Genomic DNA, 20659 nt, shown 5'->3' with positions numbered 1-20659 from the left:
TGCTGATGCGCCGCACGCCTACTCGGATCGGCGCGCTGGTGGCGGTGTCGCTCGTCGCGATGTGTACCGGTCTGGTCCTCGTCGCCGTCGGGACCACCGCGCAGGCGGCCAAGTGCGGGTACTCCACGCTGGAGAACGACACCACCAACAACAAGGCCAACTATCTCAACTGCACGACGGGGAACCAGCGGATCCGGGTCGAGTACACCTATGCGACCGAGGAGATGTGCGTGACCCCGGGGGACACGCCGTTGTTCGCGAACCCGAATCTCGGCGCGGTCCGCAACGCTGTTCCCATCGGTACCTGTTGAGCCACCGGCTGCCGTGCCGCCTTCCGTTTCCTGCGGGAACGGCGTGGCGCGGGTGGGCAGGACGCTCGGGGTGATCCGTACCCTGGAGACCATGACGTCTCCGACCCCACCGCAGGCCGCGGCGCGGGAGCGCGCCGGTGAGCCCGGGCCGGCCACCACGGTGGCGCTCTACACGCTCGCGCGGCTCGGTCTGCTCGCCGTGGTGACGGTCGTGCTCGCGCTGATCGGCGTGCCGTGGCTCGTCGCGCTGCTCGTGGCGCTCGTCGTCGCACTGCCGCTGTCGATGGTGCTGTTCCGCGGGCTGCGGCAGCGGCTGGACCGGGCGATCGCCGCGTCGACGGCCCGCCGGTCGTCCGAGCGGGCGTCGCTGCGGGCCCAGCTGCGCGGTGACGTCGGCCCGCCGCCGTCCCCGGACACGTCCGTCGCGCCGCCGCCCTCCCCGGACGCACCCGTCGCGGACGGGGCCGAGGTGTCGACCGGGTCCGACCCGGCCCCGTCGGCGGGTGACGGCCCCACCCGCTGACGGTCCGAGACCCGGTCCGAGGTGTGGACGGGGCGGATCGGCCGGGGTCGCGGCGGCCGGAGGCACCCGGCGGTGGTGCCGGGAGCGCACTCAGCCGAACGCGAGCCCGACCGCCACCGCGACACCCCAGGCCAGCAGGAGCAGGCCGGTGTCCCTGAGGACCGGGACGAGTGCGGGGCCCTGTGCCCCGCCGACCACGATCCGCACGGGCCGCACGGCGGCGGGCAGCGCGAGCAGCGCCACCAGCACCCCCGGCCGGTCGAACGCGGCACCGACCGCGACGACGAACGGCACCAGCACCAGCGCGAGGTAGAGCATCCGGGTTCCGTGGTCCCCGAGCCGCACCGCGAGGGTCCGCTTGCCGACGACCCGGTCGCCCGGGATGTCGCGCAGGTTGTTCGCGACCAGCACGGCGCACGTCAGCAACCCGACACCGACCGCGGCCCCGACGGCGCCGGCGTCGACGTACCCGGCCTGGGTCAGCATGGTGCCCAGCACCGCGACCGGGCCGAAGAACACGAAGACCGCGACCTCGCCGAGCCCGGCGTAGCCGTAGGGCCGCGCGCCCCCGGTGTAGTACCAGGCGCCGACGATGCACAGCGCCCCGACGAGCAGCAGCCACCACTGGCCCGAGATCGCGGTGAGCACCAGCCCGGCGACGGCGGCGACCCCGAAGCAGGCGAACGCCGCGGCCTTCACCGTGGCCGGCTCGGCGGCCCGGGAGCCGACCAGACGCTGGGGGCCGACGCGGTCGTCGTCGGTGCCGCGGATGCCGTCGGAGTAGTCGTTGGCGAAGTTCACCCCGATCACCAGCGCGACCGCCACCAGGAGGGCGAGCAGCGCGGAGCCGGGGGCGAGGGCACCCGCGCCGAGCGCGGCGCCGGTCCCGACGAGGACGGGGGAGATCGCGGTGGGGAGGGTGCGCGGCCGCGCGCCCTCGACCCACTCTGCCGTGGTGGCCACCCCGGAAACCTATCCCGCCGCGCCGCCGTCCGACGGAGCCGTCCCACGGCACGACCACACCCCTGCGCCGGTCGTCACACCCGCTGCAACGGGTGTGCGGACCGGCGCAGGGGTGTGGCTGCCGGGCAGGACGGTCAGGAGGTGCCGGAGGGCGCCCGCTGGGCCGAGCCGGGGGTCACCCGGGCGGCCTGGTTGTCGCCGGTGGGGACGCCGGTCGCGGGGGTGGGCGCGGTGGCGGACCCGGATGAGGGGGTGCCCGCCGTGGACCCGCCGGCGGCCGGTGCCCCGGCTCCCGGCCCCGTCGCCGCGGAGGGCGTCGAGGAGGACGGTGCCGAAGAGGACGGCGTCGACGAAGACGGTGCCGCCGCGGACGGGGTGGCCGCGGACGGTGCGGCGGGGGCGGCCGGGACCGGAGCCGGCGAACCGCCCACCGCGACGGAGGCGTCGGGCGCCGCGGGAGCCGCGGAGGTGCCGGGCGCCGGAGAGGCCGTGGAGGCGTCGGGCGCCGACGGAGCGGCGGAGGCGTCGGGCGCGGTGGGGGCCGCGGGGGCCGCGGGGGCCGCGGGCGAGGGAGCCGCGGGCGAGGGGGCGGCGGGTGCGGACGGGGCCGCCGCGTCGCAGGCCGGGACGTCGCCCGGCAGCCCGGTGAACGCCGTCGCCGGGAGGTACTGGCCGTCGCCGATCCGGACGAACGCGCCGGAGGTGCACTGCACCGGCACCTCGGTGGCGTCGACGGCGATCCCGACCGACTCCGCGCCGGCCTCGGGCCGGGACAGGATCCGGATGTCCGGGGTGCCCTCGGTGCGGATCGCGGACAACCGCTGCGACCCGGTCCACAGGTAGTCGACCTGGACCTGCGAGTTGTCCTTCAGGCCGAGGACGTCCCAGAAGATGCCGTCGCCCAGGTCGATGCCCGCCGGGTTGGCGACCCGGCGCCCGAACTGGTCCTTGCCGCCGTTGTGCCCGTTGCGCGCGGCCGCGGCCTGCGGCACGCCCTGGGGCAGGTCCTTCCACATCTCCCGCTGGTTCGACGGGTTCCAGTAGTCGTCCTTGGTGTTCCACGGGCCGATGTCCCAGACCGGGGCGATCGCGCAGCGCCCGTTGGGGGCGCAGACCTTGACCGAGTAGTCGGTCTTGCCGTTGGCCGAGAGCGCCCGGCGCGACGGCAGCGCGACGAAGCGGTCCCGGTTGACGATCTTGTGGCCGTTCGCGGTGGTGCCGCCGACGAGCCCCTCGCGGGTCGCGAACACCGAGTAGCTGCGCGGCGCGGCCTCGGTGACCTGCTCGCTCTCGGCGCCGGAGCCGGGCGTCGCGGTGAGGGTGAGCTCCCGCACGGTCGGGTCGGCCGCACCGGTGGCGGTGAGGACCAGGCGTCCCTGCACCTCGGTCACGGCCTCCGGCAGCGCGGTGCGGGAGTCCCGGGCGGGGATCCACTCGGTCCAGCCGCCGCCCGCCCGCTTCCCGCGGACGTCGACCGACGCCGTCGAGCCGGGCGGGGTGTCCGCGACGAGCCGGGAGTCGACCTCCCGGGTCGGGGCGTCCAGGGTGCGCGGCGCGAGGGTCAGCAGCCCGGTCGGGACGACCTCGGCCGGGTCCGCGGAGGACTCCGTGTCCCCCTCGTCCGCCGGGGCCCCGAAGGCCGTCGACCGGTCGAACCGGGCCCCGTCGGGCGAGACGACGACACCGTTGCCGGTGCCCTCGCTCAGCTCCGGCTGCCACGTCGTCCCCGGCTCGTCGGCCATCGCCGGGACCGTGGCGGCGGCACAGAGCGCGCCGGTCGCGGCGAGCAGACCGACGGCCCGCAGCCCGGCCCGCGTGATGCTGCGCATGGACAACCCCCGCTGATCGCTGTGACTCGTGTGACGACGGGGAGCCCTGTGATGGATGAGGGCTCTGTGTCGCCAGTGGTCGAAGCACACTCGATGTCAGGGGTGCGCGCAACGCACGCTGCGTGAACCAACTCCAAGGTGTGTACACGGATCGGGTGGTGGAGACCGTGACGCAACGCCGCGATCCGACTCCCGCCCGTGACGAACGACTCCGTTGGGTGAGCGGTCAGGTGCGGCGCGCCCCCGCCAGGATCTCCGCGACGGCGGTGCGGTCGGGCTTGCCGATCCCGCGCTCGGGCACGGTGTCGGCCCGCAGCAGCAGCCGCGGCACGGCGGCCCGGCCGCACGCCGCGTGGACCGCGGCACACAGAGCGTGATCGTCCGGAGTGGCCCCGGAGGGCACCACGAGCGCGGCCACGATCTGGCCCCACTCGTCGTCGGGGAGGCCGACGACGCACGCCGCGCGGACGCCGTCGACCGCGAGGAGCGCCCGCTCCACCGCGGCCGGCGCGACCTTCTCGCCCCCGGTGTTGACGACGTCGTCGACCCGGCCCAGGACGGTCAGCGTCCCGTCCGGCGCGAGCGCGCCGAGGTCCCCGGTCCGGAACCGGCGGACGCCCCCGTCGGACACGAAGGCCTCCGCGGTCGCCCCCGGCGCGTCCAGGTACCCGGCGGCGACGACCGGCCCGCCGAGCACCACCCGTCCGTCGGCCGGGTCGAGGGTGATCTCGACGCCGTCGAGCGGGACGCCGTCGTAGACGCAGCCGCCGCAGGTCTCGCTCATCCCGTAGGTGGTGACCACCCGGACCCCCTCGGTGAGCGCGCGCCCGCGTAGCCGCGGGTCCAGGGCGGCCCCGCCGACGAGCACGGCGTCGTACCCGGCCAGGGCGTACAGCGGGGCGCTCCCGTGGTCGAGGATCCGCGCCAGCTGGGTCGGGACGAGGCTGGTGTAGCGACGGGTGCCGTGCGCCATCCGTCCGGTGGCGCGGGCCAGGCCGCCGGGCCGGAAACCGTCGCGGACGTCCTGGACCACGCAGGCCGTACCCGCGAGCAGGGCGCGCAGCACCACCTGGACCCCGGCGACGTGCTCGGCGGGCAGCGTGAGCAGCCACGCCCCCGGGCCGCCGAGGCGGGCGTGCGTCGCCGCGGCCGAGGCCCGCAGCGCGTCCGCGGTGAGCGCGACGTACTTGGGCTCCCCGGTCGACCCCGAGGTGGCGACGACCGCGGCGAGCCCGTCGGGCAGCGCCCCGGCCGCGGCGGCCCGGGCCACCGGCCCGGGCAGCGCATCCGGCCCCGCGGCGCCCGGCCCCGGCCCGGGGCCCGGCTCGGCGCGCACGGGCAGCACCGCGGGACCCGTGCCGTCGACGGCGGCCCGCAGCGCGGCCGCCAGCCGGGTCACCGACTCCGCGGAGCCGTCCACCGCAAGTGCGCGCACAGTCATGCTGTCAACCTTGTCAGTCGTGACGCACGCAACCGGGAGCGGCGTCCGAACGGCGTCTTCATCAGATTCGGGGAACGGTGTAGGGCAGGTGCAACGCGGGGGGCCTCCCACTCGACTCAGGGGGTGAGAGCGGCGGCGCACCCGCCCGCCGGTCACGGGTTCGAAGGAGCTCACCATGCCGTACACCGCCACCGCCGACGCGTCCCCGACCGGCAGCCCGCGCTCGCTGCGCTGCCGCCGGCCCGCCGGCTACGGGCACCGTGCGGTCGCCGGCGAGCTCGCGGCCCTGGCCTTCGACGTGCCGTCCGGCCCGGCGCCCGCGGTGCCGCAGCGCCCGGCGGTCGCCGCCCCGCAGCAGAGCGGCCCGCGGGCCGTCGTCGCGGCGCGGCCGGTGCCCGTGCCCCGGCCGCGCCCCGCCGCGGAGTGACCTAGTAGTGCCAGGGGAACGGCGACCAGTCCGGGTCCCGCTTCTCCAGGAACGAGTCCCGGCCCTCCACGGCCTCGTCGGTCATGTACGCCAGCCGGGTCGCCTCACCGGCGAAGAGCTGCTGGCCGACCAGGCCGTCGTCGGCGAGGTTGAAGGCGTACTTCAGCATCCGCTGGGCCTGCGGTGACTTGCCGTTGATCTCCGTCGCCCACTGCAGGGCCTCGGTCTCCAGGTCCGCGTGGTCGACCACGGCGTTGACCGCGCCCATGTGGTGCATCTGCTCGGCGCTGTAGGTGCGGCCGAGGAAGAAGATCTCCCGGGCGAACTTCTGGCCCACCTGGCGCGCCAGGTACGCCGAGCCGTAGCCGCCGTCGAAGGAGCCGACGTCGGCGTCGGTCTGCTTGAAGCGGGCGTGCTCGCGGGAGGCGATCGTGAGGTCGGCGACGGCGTGCAGCGAGTGCCCGCCACCGGCGGCCCAGCCGTTCACCACGGCGATGACGACCTTCGGCATGAACCGGATCAGCCGCTGGCACTCCAGGATGTGCAGCCGCCCGGCCCGGCCCTGCTCGACGGTCTCCGCGGTGTCCCCGGAGGCGTACTGGTAGCCGGTGCGGCCACGGATGCGCTGGTCGCCGCCGGAGCAGAAGGCGCGCTTGCCGTCCTTCGGGGAGGGGCCGTTCCCGGTCAGCAGGACCGCGCCCACGTCGGCGCTGGTCCGGGCGTGCTCCAGGGCGCGGTAGAGCTCGTCGACGGTGCCCGGCCGGAAGGCGTTGAGGACCTCGGGACGGTCGAACGCGATCCGCACGGCGCCGGTGCGGCGGGCGCGGTGGTAGGTGATGTCGCGGAAGTCGAACCCGTCGACCGGCGTCCACGCGTCCGGGTCGAAGGTCTCGGAGACGGTCATGACCGAACCCTAGGGACTCACTCCGCGACGAGTGGCGCCAGCCGTCGGGCCACGGCCAGCGCGGGGCCCGGGCCGTCCCACCCGGCGTCGCCGTCGGCGTCCCACACCTCGGACAGCACGCACACCGCGAACCCCCACGCGACGGCGCGGTCCCACCCGATCCCGACGGCGTCGGCGAGCCGTTCCAGCCGGTCCGGCGCGCGGCGGGCCAGCTCGGCCGGGTCGGCGTCGAGCGGGTTGTACAGCAGCTGGCCGCAGTCGTAGCCGGGGTCGCCGGCCCGTCCGTGCGGGTCGATCGCCAGCCACGGCTCCCGGGTCGCGGCGAGGACGTTGTGCTGGTGCAGGTCGCCGTGCAGCAGCACCTCGCGCTCCGCGGAGCCGCACAGCTGCGTCCACAGCGATGCCGCCCGTTCCACCAGCGGCCGGGGCAGCACCGCGTCCGGGCGGGCGAGGTGGGCGTCGAACGCGGCCCGCTCGACCGCGACGTGGTCGACCCCCGGCGGGACGGGGGCGGTGTGCAGGCGGGCCAGCAGCCCGCCGACGACGTCGACGGCGTCGTCGTCGGGCAGGACCGTGAGCTCGGTCCCGGGCCGCGCGCGCTCCAGCAGCAGCGCGCCGCGGTCCGGGTCGGCCCACAGCAGGCGGACGGCGCCGTTCCCGGCCCAGGCGCGCAGCGCGGCGATCTCGGCGTCGAGGTGACCGTCCGGCACGCCCGCCTTCAGCACGGCTGGGGTCCCGTCGGCGCAGGTCGCCGCCCGCACCGCGTGGTAGGTCTGCGGCAGCGCCGGGCCGGGCTCCAGGCCCAGCTCGGCGGCCAGCCCGGCCAGCAGCGGGCCGAGTCCGGCGAGCCAGGCCGCTCCCCGGTCGCCCCAGACCCGGACGACGGTGTCGGCGAGCTCGTCGCGGTGCACCGGGGCAGCCTGGTGCGGCGATCCGGATCACCGCAACCGCCGTCCCGGCACGGGCGGGGCCCCGTGGGGCGCGGGGTAGCGTCTCGGGTGCCCCGGACGGCCGAGAGGAGCCCCGTGACCATCGAGAGTGCGCGCCCCACCACCGCGTACCGCGCCCTGGAGAACGACCTGCGTGCCGCCATCGGCGGTGAGGTCCGGTTCGACGCGGGCAGCCGCGCGATGTGGTCGGCGGACGCCTCGAACTACCGGGGCGTCCCGATCGGCGTGATCTGCCCGCGCGACGCCGCCGACGTCGAGGCCGCCGTCGCCGTGTGCCGCACCCACGACGTGCCGGTGCTGCCGGTCGGGTCGCGCACCTCCATCGCGGGCCAGGCCGTCAACACCGCGGTCGCGATGGACTTCCGCACGCACATGGACGCGATCCTGTCCGTGGACCCCGACGCCCGGACCGCGACCGTGCAGCCCGGTGCCGTCTGCGACGCCGTGCGCGACGCGGGCAGGCCGCACGGGCTCACGTTCGGCCCGGACCCGTCGACGCACAACCGCTGCTCCATCGGCGGGATGATCGGCAACAACGCCTGCGGCTCGCACTCGGTGGCCTGGGGCAAGACCGTCGACAACGTCGCATCGCTGGAGGTCCTCACCTACCGCGGGGAGCGGCTCGTGCTGGGCGGCGACGGCACCGAGACCGGCGCGATCCCGGACGCGCTGCGCGCGCTGGGCGCGCGGGTCGCCGGCGACGTCGAGAAGCACGTGCCCGAGCTGACCCGGCGGGTGTCGGGCTACAACCTCGACCAGCTCGTCCCGGGCAACGTGAACCTGGCCAAGGCGCTGGTCGGCACCGAGGGCACCTGCGCGACGATCCTGTCCGCGACCGTCGACCTCGTCGAGTCCCCGCCCGCCCGCGCGCTGGCCGTGCTCGGCTTCCCCGACGCCTACCACGCCGCGGACAACGTGATGATCGTCCGCGAGCACTCGCCGCTGACGATCGAGGGCATGGACGCCGGGCTGATCGCCTCGCTGCGCGCCCTGCGTCCGAACGAGACGACGAGCCGGATGCTCCCCGAGGGCAAGGGCTGGCTCTACGTCGAGACCGGCGGCGCCACCCGCGCCGAGGCGGAGGCGGCCGCGCAGGCCGTCGCCGACGCGATGACGGCGTACACGACCGGTGCGGTCGTCGTCGGCGAGCCGGCCCGGATGGCCGCGCTGTGGAAGATCCGCGAGGAGGGCGCTGGCCTGCTGACCCGCTCGCCCGAGGGCGGCGAGGCCTGGCCCGGCTGGGAGGACGCCGCCGTCCCGCCGGAGCGCTTCGGCGCCTACCTGCGCGAGTTCGACAAGGTGCTGGAGGCCCACGGCCGCAAGGGCATCTACTACGGCCACTTCGGCGACGGCTGCCTGCACGTGCGGATCGACTTCGACCTGCTCACCAAGCCGGGCGTGCAGAACTTCCGGGACTTCATGACCGCGGCCGCGGACCTCGTCGTCGCGCACGGCGGGTCGCTGTCCGGCGAGCACGGCGACGGCCAGGCCCGCGCCGAGCTGCTCCCGCGGATGTACCCGCCGCAGATCATCGCCGCGTTCGAGGACTTCAAGGGGATCTGGGACCCGGACGACCGGATGAACCCCGGCCGCGTCGTGCGTCCGGCGACGATGGACGAGAATCTGCGCGTCCAGCTCGGCATGCCGACCATGCCCGACGAGCCGACGCTCGCCTTCGGCCACGACCGCGGCTCCTTCCACCGGGCCACCCGGCGCTGCCTGGGCGTCGGCAAGTGCGCCGTCGACACCGGCTCCGGCGTGATGTGCCCCAGCTGGAACGTGACCAAGGAGGAGAAGCACTCCACCCGCGGACGCGCCCGGCTGCTGTTCGAGATGGCGAACGGCGAGATCATCACCGACGGCTGGCAGTCCGACGAGGTCGCCGAGTCCCTCGACCTGTGCCTGTCGTGCAGGGGCTGCAAGTCCGACTGCCCGGTCGGGGTCGACATGGCCTCCTACAAGACCGAGTTCCTCGCGAACCGCTACCACCGGAAGCTGCGACCGCGGTCGCACTACTCGATGGGCGCGCTGCCGCGCTGGATGCGGCTCGTCGGCACGCTGCCCGCGGCCGCCGTCGACGGGCTGAACCGGCTCGCGCAGGTGCCGTTCCTGGCCGGGGTCGCGAAGAAGGCGGGCGGTATCGACGCCCGTCGCGCCATCCCGCCGATCGCCCGGGAGACCTACACCGCGCAGGCCGCGAGGGGCCTGCCGATGTCGACGGTGCCGGACCTCGGCGTCGCGCCCGGCAGCCGCGGCCCGCTGCTGCTGTGGACCGACACCTTCACCGACCACTTCGACCCGGAGATCGCCGCCGACGCCGTCGCGGTCCTCACCGGGCTCGGGTACCGCGTCGAGCTGCCGCCGAAGAACGTGTGCTGCGGCCTGACCTGGACCTCCACCGGCCAGGTCACCGCGGCCCGCCGGGTGCTGGCGCGCAGCCTGCGCGCGATCGGCCCGTCGCTCGACGCCGGTGTCCCGGTCGTCGGGCTGGAGCCCTCGTGCACCGCGGCGCTGCGCAGCGACGCCGCGGAGCTGCTGCCCGACGACCCGCGGGTGCCGCTGCTGGCGCGGCAGGTGTCGACCTTCGCCGAGCTGCTGGCCCGGCACGCCGACGAGCTCGCCGCCGTCGCGGGTGAGGGCAACGGCGCGGCGCTGGTGCAGATCCACTGCCACCAGCACGCCGAGCTGGGTTCCGAGCCGGACCGCGCGGTCCTCGCCGCGCTCGGCGTCGACGCCACCGTGCTCGACTCCGGCTGCTGCGGCCTCGCCGGCAACTTCGGGTTCGAGGACGGCCACTACGACGTGTCGATGGCGTGCGCCGAGCGGGCCCTGCTGCCCGCGCTGCGCGCCGCCGACGAATCCGTGGATCTGCTCGCCGACGGCTACTCCTGCCGGACCCAGGTCCGGCAGGCCGGTGAGCGGGAGCCGGTGCACCTGGCCCAGATCGCGGCCCGCGCACTGCGGGGGTGACGGTCTCCCGCGGCGATCGTGCAGGAGACCGACGAGGGAGGACCCCATGTCCGACGACCGACGGGCGCTGGTACTGGGTGGCGGCGGGCTGACCGGCATCGCCTGGATGTACGGGCTGCTGGCCGGGCTGCTCGCCGACGGCGTCGACCTGCGCGACGCCGACCTCGTCGTCGGGACCTCGGCGGGGTCGGTGGTGGGTACCAACCTGGCGGTCGGGCGTGACCCGGCCGCGCTCGCCGCGACCCAGCTCGCCCCGCCGTCCGGGGAGATCGCCGCGACCCTCGGGCTGAGGCTGGCGGTCCGCTACGGCGTCGCCGCGCTCGCCGGACCGCGTGACGCGACCCGGGTCCGGGCCCGGATCGGCCGTCTCGCCCTCGACGCCGACACGGTCGACGAGGCCGAGCGGATCGCGGTGATCCGGTCGCGGCTCGACGGCGCGGACTGGCCCGCCGACCGCGACCTGCGGGTCACCGCCGTCGACGCGCACACCGGCGCGTTCCGGGTCTTCGGCCGCGACGACGGCGTCGAGCTCGCCACCGCGGTCGCCGCCAGCTGCGCGGTGCCCGGCGTCTGGCCGCCGGTCACGGCCGCGGGCACCCGGTGGATCGACGGCGGGGTCCGCTCCATGGCCAACGCCGACCTCGCCGCAGGCCACGGCCGCGTCGTCGTGGTGGCGCCGCTGTCCGGTGGGCTCGGCGGGGCCGCGCCGCCCCGGGTCCAGGCCGAGGCGCTCGGCGCGCTGGCCCGGGTCGCCGTCGTCGAGCCGGACCGGCGCTCGCGCCGCGCGTTCGGGCGCAACCCGCTCGACCCGGCCCGCCGGGCGCCCTCGGCGCGGGCCGGCCGGGCGCAGGCGGCGGACGTCGCCGCCGAGGTCGCGCGCGTCTGGGGCTGAGCCGCGGCGCATTCCCGCCGAGACGCATCCCACGGGGTCGCATGGGCCTGCCGGCGCACGGGTAGCCGTCGGTCATGAGCTTTCCCACCATCAAGCTGAACGACGGCCGCGAGATCCCGCAGCTCGGGTTCGGTGTCTTCCAGATCGAGCCGGGCGACACGGCGGAGAAGGTGAAGGCCGCCCTCGACCTGGGCTACCGGCACATCGACACCGCCCAGATGTACGGCAACGAGGAAGGCGTCGGGAAGGCGATCGCCGACTCCGGCATCCCGCGCGACGAGCTGTGGATCACCACCAAGCTCAACAACGACGGGCACGGCCGCGACACCGCCGTGAGCAGGCTCGACGAGAGCCTCACCAAGCTCGGCCTCGACCACGTGGACCTCTACCTCATCCACTGGCCGCAGCCGAAGCAGGACCGCTACGTCGAGACCTGGCAGGGCTTCGAGGATGCGCACACGGCGGGCAAGGCGCGTTCCATCGGCGTCTCGAACTTCCAGGCCGACCACCTCGACCGGCTGGCGAAGGAGACCTCCACGGTCCCCGTGATCAACCAGATCGAGTTCCACCCGCACCTCGTGCAGCGCGAGCTGCGCGAGTACCTCCAGCAGCACGACATCGCGTTGGAGGCGTGGAGCCCGATCGGCCAGGGCAAGGGCCTGCTCGACGCGCCCGAGCTCGAGGAGATCGCCGAGCGGGTCGGCAAGTCCGCCGCGCAGGTCGTGCTGCGCTGGCACATCCAGCTCGGGAACATCGTGTTCCCGAAGTCGAACAACCCGGAGCGGATCAAGGAGAACTCCGAGATCTTCGACTTCGCGCTGACCGAGGACGACCTCGCCGCCGTGGAGAAGCTCCACACCGGCAAGCGCATCGGGCCGGACCCCGACGACTTCGGCTGATCCGCACCCCGCGACACCACGGCCCGGCACCCCTCCCCAGGGGCGCCGGGCCGTCGTCGTGCCGGACGGGTGACGCGTGTCACCCAGGACCGTGTGCGGTGGGCACGGCGCCGGTCGTCACCCGATGGGGACCGGACCCGGGGCGGTCCGCTGGACGTGAGCGCACACGTCCGTACGGTGGGGACGATGTTGGCGATCACCGAGAACGCCGCCGAGGCGATCAAGACCCTGAGCACCGACGCAGAGCTGCCCGACGACGGGGGGCTGCGCATCTCCGCACCCGACCCGGCGCAGGGCCTCGAGCTGGCCCTCGCCCAGGGGGCCGACGACCAGGACACCGTCCTGCGCGGGGAGGGCATCACCGTGTTCCTCGAGCCCGCCGCGGCCGAGATCCTGGACGACAAGGTCCTCGACGTACAGCCCGTGCAGACCGACGAGGGCGGGCAGGAACTCCGCTTCGCGATCGTCACCCAGCCCGGTGACGAGCCTCCCGCCTGACCACCCGGACCCCGCTCCTCCCGGCCCGCCCCCCACCCCACGGCGCACTCATGGAGCTTAGGTCCGGTGCCACCGGACTGAAGCTCCATGAGTGCGACCCCCCGGGGGCGCCGGCGGGAGATCCGTGACGGCGAGCCCCGGGGGGCGGGTCAGAGTTCGACGACGGTCCCGTCGCGGACGTCCCACCGCCGGGTGGCGCGGACCGTGTCGAGCATCCGGCGGTCGTGGGTGACCAGCAGGACGGTCCCGTCGAAGTCCTCGACGGCCTGCTCCAGCTGCTCGATGGCGGGCAGGTCGAGGTGGTTGGTCGGCTCGTCGAGCACCAGCAGGTTCACCCCGCGCGCCTGCAGCAGAGCCAGCGCGGCGCGGGTCCGCTCACCCGGCGAGAGCGACGACGCCGTCCGCAGCACCTGGTCCGCGCCCAGCGAGAACTTCGCGAGCAGCGTCCGCACCTCGGACTCCGGCCAGTCCGGCACCTGCTCGCCGAACGCGCGCAGCAGCGTCGCGTCCCCGAGGAAGGCGCCGCGGGCCTGGTCGATCTCGCCGACCAGCACCCCCGACCCGAGCCCCGCCGAGCCCGAGTCCGGGGCGATCCGGCCGAGCAGCAATCCGAGCAGCGTCGACTTGCCCGCCCCGTTCGCGCCGGTGACGACGACCCGGTCCGCCCAGCCCACCTGCACCGTGGCCGGGCCGAACGCGAAGTCCCCGCGCCGCACGGCGGCGGCGTCGGCCCGCGCGACGACCGACCCGGACCGGGGCGCGGAGGCGATCTCCATCCGCAGCTCCCACTCCTTGCGGGGCTCCTCCACGACCTCCAGCCGCTCGATCGCCCGCTCGGTCTGCCGGGCCTTCGCGGCCTGCTTCTCGCTGGACTCCTGGCGCTGCGCGCGGACGTTCTTGTCCGGGTCCCTGGTCTTGCGCCGGGCGTTGCGCACGCCCTGGGCCATCCAGTTGCGCTGCATGACCGCGCGCTGCTGGAGGGTCCCGAGCTTCCCGGCGTACTCCTCGTAGTCCTCGCGGGCGTGCCGGCGGGCCACCTCGCGCTCGGCGAGGTAGGACTCGTAGCCGCCGTCGTAGACGTCGATCCGCTGCTGGACCAGGTCCAGCTCGACGATCCGGTTGACCGTGCGCGCCAGGAACTCCCGATCGTGGCTGACCAGCACCGTCGGCGTGCCCTGCCGGGCCAGGCCGCCCACGAACCGCTCCAGCCGCTCCAGGCCGTCGAGGTCGAGGTCGTTGGTGGGCTCGTCGAGCAGCAGCAGGTCGTAGCGGGACAGCAGCAGCGCCGCGAGGTTCGCCCGCGCCGCCTGCCCGCCGGACAGCCCGGTCGTCGGGGCGTCCGGGCCGACCGCCAGCCCGACCTCGCGCAGCACCTCACCGGAGCGCTCGTCCAGGTCGGCGCCGCCGAGGGCCAGCCACCGGTCCAGCGCGGCGGCGTACCGGTCGTCGGCGCCGGGGATCCCCGACGCCAGCCCCTCCGCCTCGGCGTCCATCGTCGCCTGCGCGTCGGCGACGCCGGTCCGGCGCGCCAGGAACCCCGCGACCGTCTCCCCGGGACGCCGGTCGGGCTCCTGCGGCAGGTGCCCGACGGTCGCGTCGGGCGGGGCGAGGGTCAGCGACCCGCCGTCCGGGGGCCGCGAGCCGGCCAGCACCGTCAGCAGGGTGGACTTGCCGGCGCCGTTGGCACCGACCAGCCCGATGACGTCGCCGGGCGCGACGACGAGGTCCAGCCCGGAGAACAGGGGTCGGTCGCCGTGGCCCGCGGCCAGGCCGCTCACGTGAAGGGTCGCGCTCATGTCGAGCGCAGACGCTACCCCTACAGGTTCGCCCCGAAGAGCCGGTGCAGGGCGTCCCAGTGCCGCTGCTCGGCGTCGTCGTCGTGGGTGGGGGCGTCCGGCACCGCGAAACCGTGCGCCGCCGCGTAGCTCTCCAGGGTCGCCGACACCCCGGCCGCGGACAGCGCGTCGCCGAGGCGCTGCTTCTGCTCGTCGGGGAAGGAGTCGTCGTCGGTCGCGCCGGCCACGTAGACCTCGGCCCGGATGCGGTCGGCGAGCCGGTGCACGCTGGCCGGGTCGTCGGTGGCGAGGTTGCCCCCGTGGAACGACGCCGCGGCCGCGACCCGCTCGGGCTGCGTCGCGGCGGTGCGCAGGCTCATCACCCCGCCCATGCAGTAGCCGGTGGTGCCGACCGCCCTGCCGCCGACCTCCGGCCGGTCCAGCAGCGCGGTCACCCACGCCTCGGCGTCGACGGCGACGAGCTCGGGCGTCAGCGAGCCCACCATCCCCATCAGCCGGGCCCGCTCGGGCCTGTCGGAGAACACGGTGGCGAAGTCGAACGGGGCCCAGTCGCCGTGCCGGTGGTAGACGTCGGGCAGCAGCACCGCGTACCCGAGCGACGCCAGGTGCGCGGCCATGTCGTGGATGGCCGTCCGGACACCGCCGGCGTCGGGGTAGAGGAGCACGCCCGGCCACGGGCCGTCGCCGTCCGGGGTGTGCAGGGTGGCGGCGGCGTCGCCGTCGGGGGTGCTGATCGTGAACTCGGTGCGCGGCACGGGTCCGGCCTCCCGGGGGTGATCGACGGGTCGACCCCGTTCTACGCCCCCGGGAGGCGTTCCGCCGGACCGCGGCGCGGTTCGGGTGGTGCGTACCGGATCAGGTCCTGGTCAGCGCGTCGTCGTCGTCGAGGCGCCGGGTCCGGGTCTCCGAGTAGCTCGCCACGGCGATGATCGTGACCACCGACGCGATCGCGATGTACACCGCGATCGAGTAGCCGGTACCCGTCGCGACCAGCAGCGACGCCGCGATCAGCGGGGCCAGGCCGCCCGCGAACACCGACGCCAGCTGGTAGCCGATCGAGATGCCCGAGTAGCGCACCTTGGTCCCGAACAGCTCGGACAGGAACGCCGCCTGCGGGCCGTACATCGCGCCGTGCAGCACCAGCCCGACCGTCACCGCGACGGCGGTGAGGGCGAAGCTCTGCGTGTCCACCAGGAAGAAGAACACGAACGCCCAGACGCCGACGCCGGCGGCGCCGAACAGGTAGACCGGCTTGCGGCCGACCCGGTCGGAGACCGCACCCCACATGGGGGTGGTCACCAGGTGCACCGCGGCACCGATCAGCACCGCGCCCAGCACGAACGACGACGGCAGCCCGAACTGCTCCTTCACGTACGTCGAGATGACGATCGTGAAGATGTAGTACGAGACGTTCTCGGCGAACCGGGCGCCCATCGCGGTGAGGACCTCGCGCGGGTAGAGCCGCAGGACGTCCAGGATCGGCATGGTGTCCTTCTCGCCGGCCGCGGCCCGTGCGGCGGCCCTGGCCTGCGCCTCCCGGAAGACCGGGGACTCCTCGACGGCGAGGCGGACGTAGAGGCCGATCAGGACCAGCACCGCGGACAGCAGGAACGGGATCCGCCAGCCCCAGGCCAGGAACGCCTCCTCGGACTGCACCAGCGCCATGATCGCGAGCAGGCCGTTGGCCAGCAGCTGACCGGCCGGGGCACCGGCCTGCGGCCAGCTCGCCCAGAACCCACGGTGCTCGGGCTTCCCGTGCTCGGAGACGATGAGGACCGCGCCGCCCCACTCACCGCCCAGCGCGAAGCCCTGGATCAGCCGCAGCACGACGAGCAGCAGCGGCGCGGCGATCCCGATCGTGGCGTAGGCTGGCAGCAGGCCGATCGCGAACGTCGAGGCGCCCATCATCATCAGCGACAGGACCAGCAGCTTCTTGCGGCCGATCTTGTCGCCGTAGTGGCCGAAGACCAGGCCGCCCACCGGGCGCGCGATGAACCCGACCGCGAACGTGCCGAGCGAGAGCAGGGTCCCGGTCGCGCCGTCGGACTCGGGGAAGAACACCGCCGGGAACACCAGGGCGGCGGCGACGCCGTAGAGGAAGTAGTCGTACCACTCGACGGTCGTGCCCAGCATGCTCCCCGCGACGACCTTCGCGATCGGGGTGCGCGGCTGGTCGGACGCGGGTGGTGTCGGTGAATCCGGCGCGGTGGCGCCGGTGTGCGTGTCGGACACGGTCTCTCCCCATCGACGAGACTTCTGCGGTGGCGTCACGGTAGGTCCGACCTGCGTCGTTTTCACCGGTTCCGGCCACATCGGTACCCCGACCGTGACGTGTCCCAGCCACATGCGGTCGCGACTGCGCGGCAGACTGGTCCATATGGCCGACCTGCTGCCCCTGCCGGAGGACTTCGAGCGCGCCCTCGTCGTGGTCGCCCACCCCGACGACATGGAGTACGGCGGCTCCGGGGCGGTCGCCCGATGGACCGCGCAGGGCCGCGAGGTCGTCTACCTGCTGGTGACCCGCGGCGAGGCAGGCATCGACACGATGGACCCCGCCGAGTGCGGACGCGTGCGCGAGGCCGAGCAGCGCGCGGCCTGCGCCGCCGTCGGCGTCACCACGTGCGAGTTCCTCGACCACCCCGACGGGCTCGTCGAGTACTCGGTGGCGCTGCGCCGCGACATCGCCGCCGCGATCCGCAGGCACCGCCCGCAGCTGGTGGTGACCGGCAACTTCCGCGAGTTCTGGGACGCCGGTGGGACGCTCAACCAGGCCGACCACGTCGCGGTCGGTCGGGCGACGGTCGACGCCGTCCGGGACGCGGCGAACCGCTGGCTGTTCCCCGAGGCCGGGGAGCGCTGGGACGGGGTCACCGGCCTCGCCGCGGCCTCCTCGCCCGCCGCGCGGCACGCCGTCGACATCTCCGAGCACCTCGACGCCGCCGTCGCGTCGCTGTCCGCGCACCGCGCCTACCTCGACGGGCTGGGCGGCGGCCCGATGACCGATCCCGGCACGTTCCTGCGCGCGGCCGCCGAGCGGACGGCGGAGCAGCTGCCCGGGGCCACCGCGGCCACCCCGTTCGAGTACCTGCGGCCCTGAACCGGCCGGAACGACGATGATCCGTGCCTCAGCCGACCGGCCTCGGTGGGGATCGCGGGCGGTACGCCGGTACCGTCGTCGTGAGGGGTGATGGGGTGAACGGCTCGACCGCGCAGGCGCGCGTACTCGTCGACGAGCTGGCGCGGGCCGGTGTCACCGACGCGGTCCTGTGCCCCGGCTCCCGCAACGCGCCACCCGCGTTCGCGCTGGCCCGGGCCGACGAGCGGGGCACGGTCCGGCTGCACGTGCGCATCGACGAACGGGCCGCCGGCTTCCTCGCGCTCGGCCTGTCGCTGGCGTCGGGCCGCCCGGTCCCGGTCGTCGTCACCTCCGGGACGGCCGCGGCGAACCTGCACCCCGCGGTGCTGGAGGCGTCGCACTCGGGGGTCCCGCTGCTGGTCCTGACCGCGGACCGGCCGCCGGAGCTCGTCGGCACCGGCGCCAGCCAGACCGTCGACCAGGCCGGTCTGTACGGCGGCGCCGTGCGCTGGGCGGGCGCGCTGCCGGTGCCGGTGGGCACCACCGAGCCGGAGGCGCGGCGCTGGCGGGCGGTCGTCGCGCGGATGCTCGCCGCGGCCGTCGGTGCCGGCGCGGGCGCGCCCGGTCCGGTGCACCTGGACCTGCCCTACACCGACCCGCTCGTGCCCGACGACGACCCGGCCGGACCGGACACCGGGCACCGCGACGCCGGTCTGCCCGGAGCGGACCTCCCCGCCGGACGGCCCGGCGGTGCGCCGTGGACCGCGGTGTCCCGCCCGGTCCGCGCGCTGCCCCCGCTGGAGCTCGACCCGGGGGCGCGCACGCTCGTCGTCGCCGGGGCGGGCGGGCCCGCCGCGGACCCCGGCCTGCTCGGCGGGGCCCCTCTGGTCGCGGAGCCGTCGTCGTGCTGGTGGGCGCACGCGCTGCGCACCGGGCCGTGGCTGCTCGATCGGCCGGAGCTGCGCCCCACCCAGGTCGTCGTGCTCGGCAGGCCCACCCTGCACCGGGGCGTCGCCGCGCTGCTCGCCGACCCGTCGGTGGCGGTGTTCGCCGACCCCGGTCCGGACGGCGCCCCGTGGACCGACGTCGCCGGCACGGTCCGGGCCGTCGGGGCGCTGCCCGCGCTGTCCCCGCCCGAGGACTGGGTGCGGTCCTGGCGCGACGCGGACCGGGCCGCGGCCACGTCCCTCGACACCGCGCTCGACGACGGCACCGCCGCCGGCGCACCCGGTCTGCGGCTCGCCCGCGACCTCGTCGCCGCCCAGCCCGACGGCGGCCAGCTCGTCCTCGGTTCGTCGAACCCGGTCCGCGACGTCGCGCTGGCCGCCGTGCCCCGCTCCGGGCTCACCGTGCGGTCGAACCGCGGGGTCGCGGGCATCGACGGGACGGTGTCGACCGCCCTCGGCGCCGCGCTCGCCCACCCGGGCCCGACGGCGCTGCTGCTCGGCGACCTCACGCTGCTGCACGACACCACCGGACTGGTCGTCGGCCCGGGGGAGCCGTCCCCGGACCTGACCGTCACCGTCCTCGACGACGACGGCGGCGGCATCTTCCACCTGCTCGAACAGGGCGGTCCGTCGCACGCCCACGCCTTCGAGCGCATCTTCGGCACGCCGACCGGCGTCGACCTCGTGGCCCTGGCCCGGGCGGCGGGCTGGCGGGCGGCCGACTGGGGCGGCGACGCGGGCGAGCTCGCGGCCCGCCCCGGCTCGGGACGTCGGCTGGTCCGGGTCGCGGCGCACCGTGCCGGGCTGCGCGACGCGCACGCCGAGCTCCGCCGGGTGGTCGCCGCGGCGCTGGACTGAGCCGGTCCCGCCCGCGTCCGCGCCGCGGGCACGTGGTGCGGACGCCCCGGCGGACACGGCGTCGGCCCGGCCCGTGCCGGGCTCAGCCCTCCAGGGACTCGCGGACCGCGCGCATCTTGGCGGCGGCCTCGCGCACCTCGCCGTCGGGCTCGGAGTCGGCGACGATCCCGCACCCGGCGTACAGCCGCGCCGTGCGTCCCTGCAGCTCCGCGCAGCGCAGCGCGATGCCCATCTCGCCCGCGCCCTCGGCGTCGACCCAGCCGACCGGGCCCGCGTAGCGGCCGCGGTCGAGACCCTCGATCTCGGAGATGAGCGCCGTCGCGTCCGGGGTCGGGGTGCCGCCGACGGCGGCGGTCGGGTGCACCGCGCCGATCAGCGTCAGCAGCGACGCGGGCCGGGCCGGGTCGAGGCGGGCGTGCACGTCGCTGGACAGGTGCGACACGTTCGGCAGGGTCAGCACCGACGGCGCGTCCGGCACGTGCAGCTCGGCCACCAGCGGGCGCAGCGACGCGGCGAGGGAGTCCACGGCGTAGGCGTGCTCGCGACGGTCCTTCGACGAGCCGATCAGCGCGCCCGTGGTGTCGGCGTCCGGTCCGGAACCGGGCCACATCGTGCCCGCCAGCACCCGCGACTCCACGGTCCGCCCGCGCAGCCGCAGCAGCAGCTCGGGGGTGGCGCCGACCAGGCCGTCGACGGCGTAGCTCCAGCACGTCGGGTAGCGCCGGGCCAGCCCGCGGAGCAGGAACCGGGAGTCCAGCGGGCGGTCGGCGACGGCGAGCAGGTCGTGCGCGAGCACCACCTTCTGCAGGTCCCCGTCGCGCATCCGCCCGACCGCCGCGGCGACGGCGGCCCGGTACCGGTGCGCGGAGACCTGGCCGTCGGCGTAGCGCAGCCGTCCGCTCGGGCGTACCGGCGACGGGACCGGCAGCCTGCCCGGGTTCTCCGGGGCGTCGGTGGGGGTGATCTCGGTGATCCAGGCGCGGTGCCCGCGCCGACCGACGATCACCCGCGGCACGACGAGCACCGAGCCCGGGCAGCCGTCGGCGAAGGTGAACGAGGCGAACGCGAGGGCGCCGGTGCCGGGGAGGCGGACGTCGTCGTAACCGGCGCCGGCGTCGAGCCGGTCGACCACGCGGCGCCACCAGCGGTCGGCCTCGGCGAAGCGCTCGGGCCCCGACGCGGTGAACCGCGCGACCTCGCCCCAGCCGACCACGCCCTCGCCGTCGCGCACCCAGGACAGCGCCCCGGCGTCGGCGGGCAGCACGTCCAGCAGCCGCCCGTCGAGCCGTAGCGGGCGTGTCCGGACGCGCAACGCGGTGCTGGCCGGTGCGACGGTCACCCTTCGAGAGTAGGCAACTTCCTCCGCGGGGGCGGG

Annotated in this window: 18 protein-coding genes; 9 read left to right on the top strand and 9 right to left on the bottom strand. The window is 75.6% G+C overall.

The genetic code is table 11. The features are described from left to right. Positions 1-5: 5 nt before the first annotated feature. On the top strand, positions 6-311 hold the full coding sequence (locus WHI96_RS13410; protein WP_345640465.1) for a DUF6355 family natural product biosynthesis protein: 306 nt from the start codon (positions 6-8) through the stop codon (positions 309-311). A 91-nt stretch (positions 312-402) separates the two neighbouring features. Then, positions 403-834, top strand: a complete 432-nt coding sequence (locus tag WHI96_RS13405; protein ID WP_345640468.1) for a DUF4229 domain-containing protein — start codon at positions 403-405, stop codon at positions 832-834. Between the two features lie 90 nt (positions 835-924). Here WHI96_RS13405 and WHI96_RS13400 read toward each other — a convergent pair whose 3' ends face one another. The 3 genes from WHI96_RS13400 to menE form a co-directional block, all read right to left on the bottom strand. Then, a complete protein-coding gene (locus WHI96_RS13400; RefSeq protein WP_345640471.1) occupies positions 925-1797 on the bottom strand; it encodes a 1,4-dihydroxy-2-naphthoate polyprenyltransferase in 873 nt (290 codons plus the stop codon). A 134-nt stretch (positions 1798-1931) separates the two neighbouring features. Continuing rightward, entirely contained in the window at positions 1932-3626 is a 1695-nt protein-coding gene (locus tag WHI96_RS13395; RefSeq protein ID WP_345640474.1) for a DUF8814 domain-containing protein, read from the bottom strand. Between the two features lie 226 nt (positions 3627-3852). Continuing rightward, positions 3853-5067, bottom strand: a complete 1215-nt coding sequence (gene menE, locus WHI96_RS13390; protein ID WP_432422460.1) for an o-succinylbenzoate--CoA ligase — start codon at positions 5065-5067, stop codon at positions 3853-3855. Between the two features lie 175 nt (positions 5068-5242). Between menE and WHI96_RS13385 the strand changes: the two genes are divergently transcribed. Next, positions 5243-5494 carry a hypothetical protein gene (locus WHI96_RS13385; RefSeq protein ID WP_349302384.1) on the top strand — a complete coding sequence of 84 codons (252 nt, stop codon included), beginning with the start codon at positions 5243-5245 and terminating at the stop codon, positions 5492-5494. A 1-nt stretch (position 5495) separates the two neighbouring features. On the opposite strand, the gene WHI96_RS13380 is transcribed toward WHI96_RS13385, so the two are convergent. Beyond that, positions 5496-6398: a 1,4-dihydroxy-2-naphthoyl-CoA synthase gene (locus tag WHI96_RS13380; RefSeq protein ID WP_345650964.1), complete on the bottom strand. Its 903-nt coding sequence runs from the start codon at positions 6396-6398 to the stop codon at positions 5496-5498. A 17-nt stretch (positions 6399-6415) separates the two neighbouring features. Continuing rightward, a complete protein-coding gene (locus WHI96_RS13375; protein ID WP_345650961.1) occupies positions 6416-7309 on the bottom strand; it encodes an aminoglycoside phosphotransferase family protein in 894 nt (297 codons plus the stop codon). A 114-nt stretch (positions 7310-7423) separates the two neighbouring features. On the opposite strand from WHI96_RS13375, the gene WHI96_RS13370 reads away from it, so the two are divergent. The 4 genes from WHI96_RS13370 (at position 7424) to WHI96_RS13355 (ending at position 12607) form a co-directional block, all read left to right on the top strand. Further along, positions 7424-10318, top strand: coding sequence for an FAD-binding and (Fe-S)-binding domain-containing protein (locus WHI96_RS13370; protein WP_345650958.1), 2895 nt, complete (start codon positions 7424-7426; stop codon positions 10316-10318). Positions 10319-10364: 46 nt separating this feature from the next. Beyond that, positions 10365-11210, top strand: coding sequence for a patatin-like phospholipase family protein (locus tag WHI96_RS13365; protein WP_345650955.1), 846 nt, complete (start codon positions 10365-10367; stop codon positions 11208-11210). Positions 11211-11284: 74 nt separating this feature from the next. Further along, positions 11285-12109: an aldo/keto reductase gene (locus tag WHI96_RS13360; RefSeq protein ID WP_345650953.1), complete on the top strand. Its 825-nt coding sequence runs from the start codon at positions 11285-11287 to the stop codon at positions 12107-12109. Between the two features lie 186 nt (positions 12110-12295). Then, positions 12296-12607, top strand: coding sequence for an adhesin (locus WHI96_RS13355; RefSeq protein ID WP_345650951.1), 312 nt, complete (start codon positions 12296-12298; stop codon positions 12605-12607). Positions 12608-12756: 149 nt separating this feature from the next. Here the strand turns inward: WHI96_RS13355 and WHI96_RS13350 are convergent, their stop codons facing one another. The 3 genes from WHI96_RS13350 to WHI96_RS13340 all read right to left on the bottom strand — a co-directional run bounded on the left by WHI96_RS13350 (position 12757) and on the right by WHI96_RS13340 (position 16536). Continuing rightward, entirely contained in the window at positions 12757-14403 is a 1647-nt protein-coding gene (locus WHI96_RS13350; RefSeq protein WP_345650949.1) for an ABC-F family ATP-binding cassette domain-containing protein, read from the bottom strand. A 20-nt stretch (positions 14404-14423) separates the two neighbouring features. Then, positions 14424-15158: a dienelactone hydrolase family protein gene (locus WHI96_RS13345; protein WP_345650946.1), complete on the bottom strand. Its 735-nt coding sequence runs from the start codon at positions 15156-15158 to the stop codon at positions 14424-14426. Between the two features lie 100 nt (positions 15159-15258). Next, positions 15259-16536, bottom strand: coding sequence for an MFS transporter (locus WHI96_RS13340; protein WP_345650982.1), 1278 nt, complete (start codon positions 16534-16536; stop codon positions 15259-15261). A 244-nt stretch (positions 16537-16780) separates the two neighbouring features. Here WHI96_RS13340 and WHI96_RS13335 point away from each other — a divergent pair, with 244 nt between their 5' ends. Both WHI96_RS13335 and menD read left to right on the top strand, forming a co-directional pair. Next, positions 16781-17500: a PIG-L deacetylase family protein gene (locus WHI96_RS13335; protein WP_251786729.1), complete on the top strand. Its 720-nt coding sequence runs from the start codon at positions 16781-16783 to the stop codon at positions 17498-17500. Between the two features lie 95 nt (positions 17501-17595). Then, complete coding sequence (gene menD, locus WHI96_RS13330; RefSeq protein WP_345650937.1) at positions 17596-19284, top strand: 2-succinyl-5-enolpyruvyl-6-hydroxy-3-cyclohexene-1-carboxylic-acid synthase; 1689 nt, start codon at positions 17596-17598, stop codon at positions 19282-19284. 82 nt (positions 19285-19366) lie between these two features. Here the strand turns inward: menD and WHI96_RS13325 are convergent, their stop codons facing one another. Then, on the bottom strand, positions 19367-20623 hold the full coding sequence (locus tag WHI96_RS13325) for an isochorismate synthase (protein ID WP_345650935.1): 1257 nt from the start codon (positions 20621-20623) through the stop codon (positions 19367-19369). Between the last annotated feature and the right edge of the window lie 36 nt (positions 20624-20659).

Source organism: Pseudonocardia tropica, from assembly GCF_040105315.1.
Classification (GTDB): domain Bacteria; phylum Actinomycetota; class Actinomycetes; order Mycobacteriales; family Pseudonocardiaceae; genus Pseudonocardia; species Pseudonocardia alni.
Note: the sequence above shows the minus strand (reverse complement) of the source record. Positions and strands in the feature narration are given on the sequence as shown.